This window comes from Massilia glaciei, assembly GCF_003011895.2.
Classification (GTDB): domain Bacteria; phylum Pseudomonadota; class Gammaproteobacteria; order Burkholderiales; family Burkholderiaceae_D; genus Telluria_A; species Telluria_A glaciei.
In genome coordinates this window covers 1-381 of the sequence record NZ_PXWF02000199.1, presented here as the reverse complement: position 1 = coordinate 381, position 381 = coordinate 1, and the positions used below count along the sequence as shown (strand labels likewise).

The 381-nt window shown below is 49.6% G+C and carries 1 protein-coding gene; it reads right to left on the bottom strand.

Annotated elements, in window-relative coordinates; genetic code table 11:
* Positions 1 to 217: hypothetical protein (locus C7C56_RS29340; RefSeq protein ID WP_219933148.1), on the bottom strand; the 217-nt coding region annotated here is incomplete at its 3' end.
* Between the last annotated feature and the right edge of the window lie 164 nt (positions 218 to 381).

Below are 381 nucleotides of genomic sequence, written 5' to 3'. Positions count from 1 at the left end.
GCACTTGGTTCTTGAGAACGCCCTTGGTTGGGCAACGGCAACGCAGAATTAAGGGGCACTGTCCGAATCCAACTAGACGACTTAACGCAATTGCATTTGAAGTCACTGATGCCGCTTTGAGGTCACTAATGAACGGACCCAAGATGATTTTATCGGTTGCAAATGAGAATTGCAGCTTCTGTCCATGTTCATTATATTCGCAGAGAAAACCGATCACATCAATCCCGCCGTGTCCGTTCCCGCAATCGAAATGAGGTCATCATCGGCGATTCCCCGTCGACCGGCATGTTACGGTGCTTCTTGTGGCCAATGATCGAGGGCATCCCAGGAATCTCTGATTCTGTTTTTCGTGGGCCGATACTTGCTACCGTTGAATCGCAG